This is a genomic window from Pedomonas sp. (assembly GCF_036515995.1).
Lineage (GTDB): Bacteria > Pseudomonadota > Alphaproteobacteria > Sphingomonadales > Sphingomonadaceae > Pedomonas.
Window position 1 is genome coordinate 1 of the sequence record NZ_DATBUP010000136.1, and the last position, 6,949, is coordinate 6,949.

Genomic DNA, 6,949 nt, shown 5'->3' on the forward strand with positions numbered 1-6,949 from the left:
GAAAGCCTGCGCGTGAAGTCGGACATCGCCACCGTCACCATCCGCATGCCGAACCTGACCTCGTTCAGCCTGACGGGCGCGGGAGACGTGACCTTCAAGGACCTGAAGGCCGGTGATCTCGAGCTGAAGATCGCAGGCAGCGGCAATATCGACGCGACCGGCACCTGCAAGGCGCTCAACATCAATCTGGCCGGCTCGGGCGACATCGACGCGAAGAACTTCAAGTGCGAGGCCGTCGCCGTGAAGATCGCGGGCGCGGGAGACGTCTCCGCCTATGCCTCGCGGGATTTCTCCGCCCGCATCATGGGCGCGGGCAGCATCAACGTTTACGGCAACCCGGTGAACCGCTCGCGCTCGGTCCTCGGCGCGGGAGACATCACCTACGTCGCCAGCAAGTAAGGCCCGGCCCTTACACCAGACCGCTTACACCAGACACAGCGCCCGCAGCTCCTTCAGGAGCGCGGGCGGCAGGTCCGCAAGCCCGGTCACGCCGCCGCTCAGCGCAGCCCCTGCGCCGCCTCCGCCCGCAGCGCCCAGATCCATCGGCGCATCCGCCTCTTCCAGATACCGCCAGCCCTGATGCGGGCGGCGCGGCTGCGGCAGCACCGGGATCACGTCCGGGTCCAGCAAGATGATGCAGTGGGTCTGGCCCTCGATCTCCAGCGGCTCGAACCCCACGATCGCCTGACGCGCCGTCACCTGCCGCTTGATCACCCAGTAGAGCGAGCCGCCGTCCAGCAGCTCCGCCTCGCGCTTCGGCCCGTGGCGGGTGCGGTGGCGGCATACCATGCGGCCGTCGGCCTTCGCGCCCTCCCATTTCCGGGCGGAGCCGCGCTGGTACTCCTGCAATTCCTCAAGGCTGTCGATCCCGACCGCCATCTTGATCAGATGGACCGTCATTGCACACTCACTCTCACACTCAGCGTGGCGGCGGCATGGGCAAAGGCCAGGTCGTCGCTCCGCAAATCCGCCAGCCGGGGCATCTCCGTCGTCAGCAATTCCTCGCCCCACGGCAGCCCCAGCCGCTGCACCACCGCCACCAGCGCGTCCACGCGCTGCAGCTGGGCGGCAAGGCTGGTGCGCGCCTGAATGGCCAGCACCTGATCCAGCACCGCCAGAAACCGCACCCGCTCCACCGGTGTCCGGCCGAAACCCTCCGGCGCGGCCAGCAGCTGGTCCGCCATCACGATCACCGCCCGGTCCACCAGCGCCGCGTTGGTCTCGCGCAACCGCTGCACCGGCATGGCCACCGGCTCCAGCCGCTCCATCGCCTCCAGTGCCGCGCGGCGGATATGCTCGGGCAGCGCGCGGAACGGCCCCTTCGTCCAGAACCGCACCCGGTCCATCAGCACGCCGAACGGCATGCCCTTCACCAGAAAATCATCAACGCCGCCGGTCAGCCCGCCGCGCACGATGGCGTTGTCGTCATCCCCGCTGATGAGAATGACCGGGCACGTCTTCAACCCCTCCCGCCTGAGCGCGCCGGCCAGATCCACGCCCGAGAGGCCCGGCATGTAATAGTCGGTCAGAATGAGCGCGGGCGGGCGTTGCTGCGCCTCTTCCAGCGCCTCCATGCCATTGGCGGCGAAGCGCGCTTCCAGCCCCATGGTCTCGATCACGCGCGCCATCAGCCGCATCACCAGCGGTTCGTCGTCAACCAGCAGAACCGAGGGCACAGACGTCATTCCGAATGCCGCTTATTGAAGGTTGGCGAGGCCCACGGCGGTTGCCAGCCCCAGGAAGCCGAGGAAGCCCATCACGTCCGTCGTCATGGTCACGAACACCGATGACGCCACCGCCGGGTCGATCTTGAGCCGGTTCATGCCCAGCGGCACCAGCACGCCCGCAAGCCCCGCGATGATGATGTTCACCACCGTCGCCACGCCGATCACCAGCCCCAGCCCCACGGACTGGAAGTACAGCGCCGTCAGCACGCACAGCACCACCGCCAGCAGCAGGCCGTTCAGCAGCGCCACCTTGATCTCGCGTCCCACCATGCGCGCCATGTTGCCCGCCGTCAGCTGGCCGGTCGCCAGCGCCCGCACGGCCACCGCCATGGTCTGGGTGCCCGCGTTGCCGCCCAGCGAACTCACGATCGGCATGAGAATCGCCAGCGCCACCAGCTTCTCGATGCTCGCCTCGAACAGCGCGATCACGAGCGAGCCCAGAATCGCCGTGCCGCAGTTCACCACCAGCCACTTGCTGCGGGTCGCAACGGTGCTGAGAACGGGCTCGTTGATGTCGCCCTCGCCCGCGCCCGCGAACTTCAGCACGTCTTCCTGTGCTTCCTCCGAGATGATGTGCACCACGTCATCGACGGTGATCATGCCGACGAGACGGCCCGCGCCATCCACCACCGCCGCCGAGATCAGCGCGTATTTCTGGAAGCGCAGCGCCAGTTCTTCCCGGTCCATGTCCACCGGAATGAGGTTCTGCTCGCGCTGCATCAGGTCCGCCACCAGCACCGAGCGCGGGGAGCGCAGCACCCATGACAGGCGGATGGTCCCCACCGGCCGGTAGCTGGGGTCCACCACGAAGATTTCCCAGAAGTCGGTCGCCAGATCCTGCTTTTCCCGCAGGAAGTCGATGAGCTGGCCCACCGTCCAGTATTCCGGCACCGCGATCAGGTCGCGCTGCATCAGGCGGCCCGCCGAATCCTCCGGATAGGTCAGCGCCTCCTCGATGGCGGCGCGGTCCTGCGCGGGCATGGCGCTGAGCACCTGCTCCTGCTGGTCCGCCTCCAGATCCTCGATGATCGCAACCGCGTCGTCGGTGTCGAGCTGGGTCACCACATTGGCGAGGTCGGTCGGTCCCATGACCTCGATGACCTCGTCGCGCACCCAGTCGTTGAGTTCGGCGATGGTGTCCGCGTCCAGCCGGTCGCCCAGCATGGAGACCAGCCGCGCCCGGCAGTCGGCGCCCACGATCTCGATCAGGTCGGCAACGTCGGCGGGGTGGAGCGGGTCGACCAGTTCCAGCACCCGGCCCGCGTCGTTCTGCTCGACCGCGTCCAGCACGTCGGCAATGAAGTCCCGGCGCAGACGGCCGCCTTCGAGCACCTCGCGAGGCGCTTCGTCGTCAGGGCCAATCTGAATGTCCGGCTGGTCGGTCATGTCCGGCTTATAACCCCTCGACGATCCAAGGAAACCCTCTAACCATCATTCTTTAGATCGTTTCTGGCAGGCGGTCATGCCCGGCCCGTCAGGAAAACGCTCCAACCTGCGGATCGGAAACGGAAAAACGCCCAGCTTGTCTCGTGATGACGCGCATCACCCAGCTGGTGCCATTCAATTCTTAAACTGTATTTCTGGGAGTTGTAATTTTCCGGAGAGTACCGTTCGGATCGTTGGTAGCCGCTTCGGCGTTTCCGCCTCAGCGCGATCCGACAAGACTGACTTGCTCAGAAGAGCAATGGTGCGGTCGAGAAGACTCGAACTTCCACGGGTTGCCCCACAGCGACCTCAACGCTGCGCGTCTACCAATTCCGCCACGACCGCACGATCTTGGGGTGGAGGGCGTATAACCAAACACGACCCCCTGTTCAATACCCAGATACGCCTTGTTGCAATTTTTCTGACGTGGCACTCTCCGGCCAAGGGCAAGACCCCATTTCAGAACACGATTTCACGGACACGCTCATGATCACGCTCACCGTAAACGGCCAGCAGCGCCAGCTGGACGTTGATCCCGATACCCCCCTGCTCTGGGTCCTGCGCGATGACCTGAAGCTCACCGGCACCAAGTTCGGCTGCGGCATGGCCCAGTGCGGCGCCTGCACCGTGCATGTCGATGGCCAGCCCGTGCGGTCCTGCCAGTTCCCGGTCAGCGGCGCGGGCGACTCCGCCATCACCACCATCGAAGGGCTGGACGGCCCGGTCGCCGCCGCCGTCACCAAAGCGTGGCAGGAGATCGACGTGCCCCAGTGCGGCTACTGCCAGTCGGGCCAGATCATGTCCGCCGTCGCGCTGCTCAGCGAAACGCCGCAGCCGTCTGATGACGACATCGACGCCGCCATGGACGGCAACCTGTGCCGCTGCGCCACCTACGTGCGCATCCGCAAGGCCATCAAGGCCGCCGCCGCAAGCCTGCCTGCCGCGAAGGAGGCCTGAGCATGTATTTCGACAAGCTGAACCTGCCCAAGGCGTCTGACGCAGCCGCCGCCCCCCGGCTCAACCGCCGCCTGTTCCTCGCCCTCTCCGGTGCGGGCCTCACGCTGGCGCTGCTGCCCGATTCGGCTGCCCGCGCCGCCGAATCCGCCGGCCTCGTCACCGGCACCGGCCTTGAGGCGACGCCCTTCATCCGCATCAGCCCGGACAACACCGTCACCGTCCTCGTCAAGCACCTGGAAATGGGTCAGGGCGTCTGGACCGGCCTGCCCACCATCGTTGCCGAAGAGCTGGACGCGGACTGGTCGCAGATGCGGGCCGAGGGCGCGCCTGCCGACATGAAGAAGTACGGCAACACTGGCATCGGCGGCATTCAGGGCACCGGCGGCTCCACCGCCATCTTCAACTCGTGGGAGCAGCTGCGCCGCGCCGGGGCCACCGCCCGCGCCATGCTGGTCTCCGCCGCCGCCCGCCAGTGGGGCGTGCCCGCCTCCGAGATCACCGTCGAGCGCGGCGTCGTCCGCCATGCCGCCAGCCGTAAGGAAGCCACCTTCGGCGCGCTCGCCACTGCCGCCGCCAAGGAGAAGATCCCCGCCGAGGTCGCGCTGAAGGACCCGAAGGACTTCAAGCTCATCGGCAAGAAGCTGACCCGGCTCGACAGCGCCGCCAAGTCCACCGGCCAGCAGACCTTCGGCATCGACGTCGCGCCCGAGGGCACCCTCACCGCCGTCATCCAGCGCGCCCCCCGCTTCGGCGGCACGGTGAAGAGCTTTGACGGCGCCGCCGCCAGGGCCGTGCCGGGCGTCGTTGACGTGGTTCAGGTGCCCAGCGGCATTGCCGTCGTGGCAAAGAACACCTGGGCCGCCCTCAAGGGCCGCGAGGCGCTTACCATCGAGTGGGACGAGAGCAAGGCCGAGAAGCGCGGCAGCGCCGAGCTGTTCGCCGAATTCCGCCAGCTCGCCGAGCAGGGTGCCAAGGCCCCCAACGCCATGGAAGTGCTGACCATCGGCGACCCGGAGGCCGCGCTCAAGTCCGCCGCCAAGGTCATCGAGACCAGCTTCGAGTTTCCCTACCTCGCCCACGCTCCCATGGAGCCGCTGACCGCCTGGGGCCGGGTGACGAAGGACGGCGCGGAGCTGACCGCCGGCTTCCAGTTCCAGACGCTCGACCAGCAGAACGCCGCCAAGGCGCTGGGCCTCCCGCCGGAGAAGGTCGGGCTCAACACCATCGCGTCGGGCGGCAGCTTCGGCCGCCGCGCCAACTTCCAGTCCGACTACGTGAGCGAACTCGCCCACGTGCTGAAGGCCACCGGCGGCAAGTATCCGGTGCGCCTCGTCTGGACCCGCGAGGACGATCTGGCGGGCGGCTACTACCGTCCCATGGCCGTCCACAAGGTGAAGGCGGGCCTCGACGCCAAGGGCAACATCGTCGGCTGGACCCAGACGCTCGTCCATCAGAGCCTCATGGCAGGCACCCCGTTCGAGGCCCCCGGCAAGCCGGACAACGGTGCCGTCGAGGGTCACGCGCTGGAGCAGTACACCCTGCCTGCCGCCCGCATGGACTGGGTCAACCCCAAGGTCGGCGTGCCCGTCCTCTGGTGGCGCTCGGTCGGCCACACCCACAACGCCTACGTCAAGGAAGTGATGATCGACCAGCTGGCCAAGGCCGCCGGGCAGGACCCCGTCGCCTTCCGCCTGAAGCTGCTCGGCAACCACCCGCGCCTCGCCAATGTGCTGAAGCTCGCCGCCGAGAAGGCCGGGTGGGACAAGCCCCTGCCCAAGGGCCGCTTCCGCGGCGTTGCGGTGCAGGAGTCGTTCCGCTCCTACGTGGCGCAGGTCGCCGAGATCAGCTGGGACGGCAAGGACTACAAGGTCGAGCGCATCGTCTGCGCCGTTGACTGCGGCGTCGCCGTCAACCCGGACGTCATCGCGGCCCAGATGGAAGGCGGCATCGGCTTCGGCCTTGGCGCGGCGCTGCACAGCGAAGTGACGCTGGACGGCGGCGTGGTCGAGCAGGCCAATTTCGACGGCTATCAGGTGCTGCGCATGAGCACCATGCCGAAGGACGTGGAAGTGTACATCGTCCCCTCCGCCGAAGCCCCCACCGGCGTCGGCGAGCCCGGCGTGCCCCCTGCCGCACCCGCCGTCGCCAACGCCATCGCCGCCGCCACCGGCAAGTGGTTCACCAAGCTGCCGTTTGCCGATCAGGCTTTAGCCTGAAAACCATCAGACAGTCAGAAGCCTCGTCTGATTGAACGGCCAGACAACCGCTCAACCACCGAAAAACGCCGATCCGCCCTCCAGCGGGTCGGCGTTTTTCCTTACTCCCTCAGCAACTCGACCACCCGCCGGCACAGCTCATCCGCCGTTCGCTGCGCAGCCTCCTGCCGTTTTACCCAGTCATCTTCCACCCGGCCCAGATACCCCGCGCATGCCAGCCCCAGCGTTGCGGCCACCTCTCCGGTCAGTTGCGGCATCGCCCATGCGGCGGCTGCGTCCTTGGTGACGAACTCCCCCGTCACGGCCGTCCGGCACATCCGGGCAAGGGTCAGCAACACGTTGCGCTCGTCCCCGTGCAATCCGCCCATCAGCCCCGGCAGCGCCTCTCGCATCGCCGTGCGCACCTGCTCCAACGGGATGTCCGGCAGCAGGTCAGACGCTTGCGGGCCAAACAACGCCTGCGCTTCCCGCTTGGCCTGCGCCAGCACCAGCGTGTGCTCCGGATCGCGCACCGGCTGCGGCACCGCCCCGGCCTCGAAGCCATCCCGCAGCCATTCGCCGTAAACGAACTCGGCCTGAACGGGAAAATCAGAAGCGGAGATCTCCGACTCCACGAACACCATC

Annotated in this window: 7 protein-coding genes and 1 tRNA gene; 3 read left to right on the forward strand and 5 right to left on the reverse strand. The window is 67.3% G+C overall.

Annotation, left to right across the window (positions count from 1 at the left end):
- On the forward strand, positions 1-399 hold a 399-nt coding region (locus VIG90_RS10395; protein WP_331593443.1), incomplete at its 5' end, for a GIN domain-containing protein.
- A gap of 24 nt (positions 400-423) precedes the next feature.
- Here the strand turns inward: VIG90_RS10395 and VIG90_RS10400 are convergent.
- The 4 genes from VIG90_RS10400 to VIG90_RS10415 form a co-directional block, all read right to left on the reverse strand.
- Positions 424-900 carry a DUF1489 domain-containing protein gene (locus VIG90_RS10400; RefSeq protein WP_331593444.1) on the reverse strand — a complete coding sequence of 159 codons (477 nt, stop codon included), beginning with the start codon at positions 898-900 and terminating at the stop codon, positions 424-426.
- Positions 897-1,685 (reverse strand): response regulator, encoded by a 789-nt coding sequence (locus tag VIG90_RS10405; RefSeq protein ID WP_331593445.1) that lies wholly within the window; start codon positions 1,683-1,685, stop codon positions 897-899. Before VIG90_RS10405 ends, VIG90_RS10400 begins: the two co-directional genes overlap by 4 nt.
- Positions 1,686-1,697: 12 nt before the next feature.
- On the reverse strand, positions 1,698-3,113 hold the full coding sequence (gene mgtE / locus VIG90_RS10410) for a magnesium transporter (protein ID WP_331593446.1): 1,416 nt from the start codon (positions 3,111-3,113) through the stop codon (positions 1,698-1,700).
- Positions 3,114-3,412: 299 nt separating this feature from the next.
- Positions 3,413-3,497 (reverse strand) — tRNA-Leu (locus tag VIG90_RS10415).
- A gap of 141 nt (positions 3,498-3,638) precedes the next feature.
- Between VIG90_RS10415 and VIG90_RS10420 the strand changes: the two genes are divergently transcribed.
- The gene (locus tag VIG90_RS10420; protein WP_331593447.1) at positions 3,639-4,109 is read left to right on the forward strand and encodes a (2Fe-2S)-binding protein; all 471 of its coding nucleotides are present in this window, start codon (positions 3,639-3,641) and stop codon (positions 4,107-4,109) included.
- Positions 4,110-4,111: 2 nt separating this feature from the next.
- Positions 4,112-6,325, forward strand: coding sequence for a xanthine dehydrogenase family protein molybdopterin-binding subunit (locus tag VIG90_RS10425; protein WP_331593448.1), 2,214 nt, complete (start codon positions 4,112-4,114; stop codon positions 6,323-6,325).
- Positions 6,326-6,426: 101 nt separating this feature from the next.
- On the opposite strand, the gene VIG90_RS10430 is transcribed toward VIG90_RS10425, so the two are convergent.
- Positions 6,427-6,949: aminoglycoside adenylyltransferase domain-containing protein (locus VIG90_RS10430; RefSeq protein WP_331593449.1), on the reverse strand; the 523-nt coding region annotated here is incomplete at its 5' end.

Coding starts and splice junctions, on each gene's coding strand:
- VIG90_RS10420 (WP_331593447.1), top strand. CDS start 3,639: ATGATCACGCTCACCGTAAACGGCCAGCAGCGCCAGCTGGACGTTGAT.
- VIG90_RS10405 (WP_331593445.1), bottom strand. CDS start 1,685: ATGACGTCTGTGCCCTCGGTTCTGCTGGTTGACGACGAACCGCTGGTG.
- VIG90_RS10400 (WP_331593444.1), bottom strand. CDS start 900: ATGACGGTCCATCTGATCAAGATGGCGGTCGGGATCGACAGCCTTGAG.
- VIG90_RS10425 (WP_331593448.1), top strand. CDS start 4,112: ATGTATTTCGACAAGCTGAACCTGCCCAAGGCGTCTGACGCAGCCGCC.
- mgtE (WP_331593446.1), bottom strand. CDS start 3,113: ATGACCGACCAGCCGGACATTCAGATTGGCCCTGACGACGAAGCGCCT.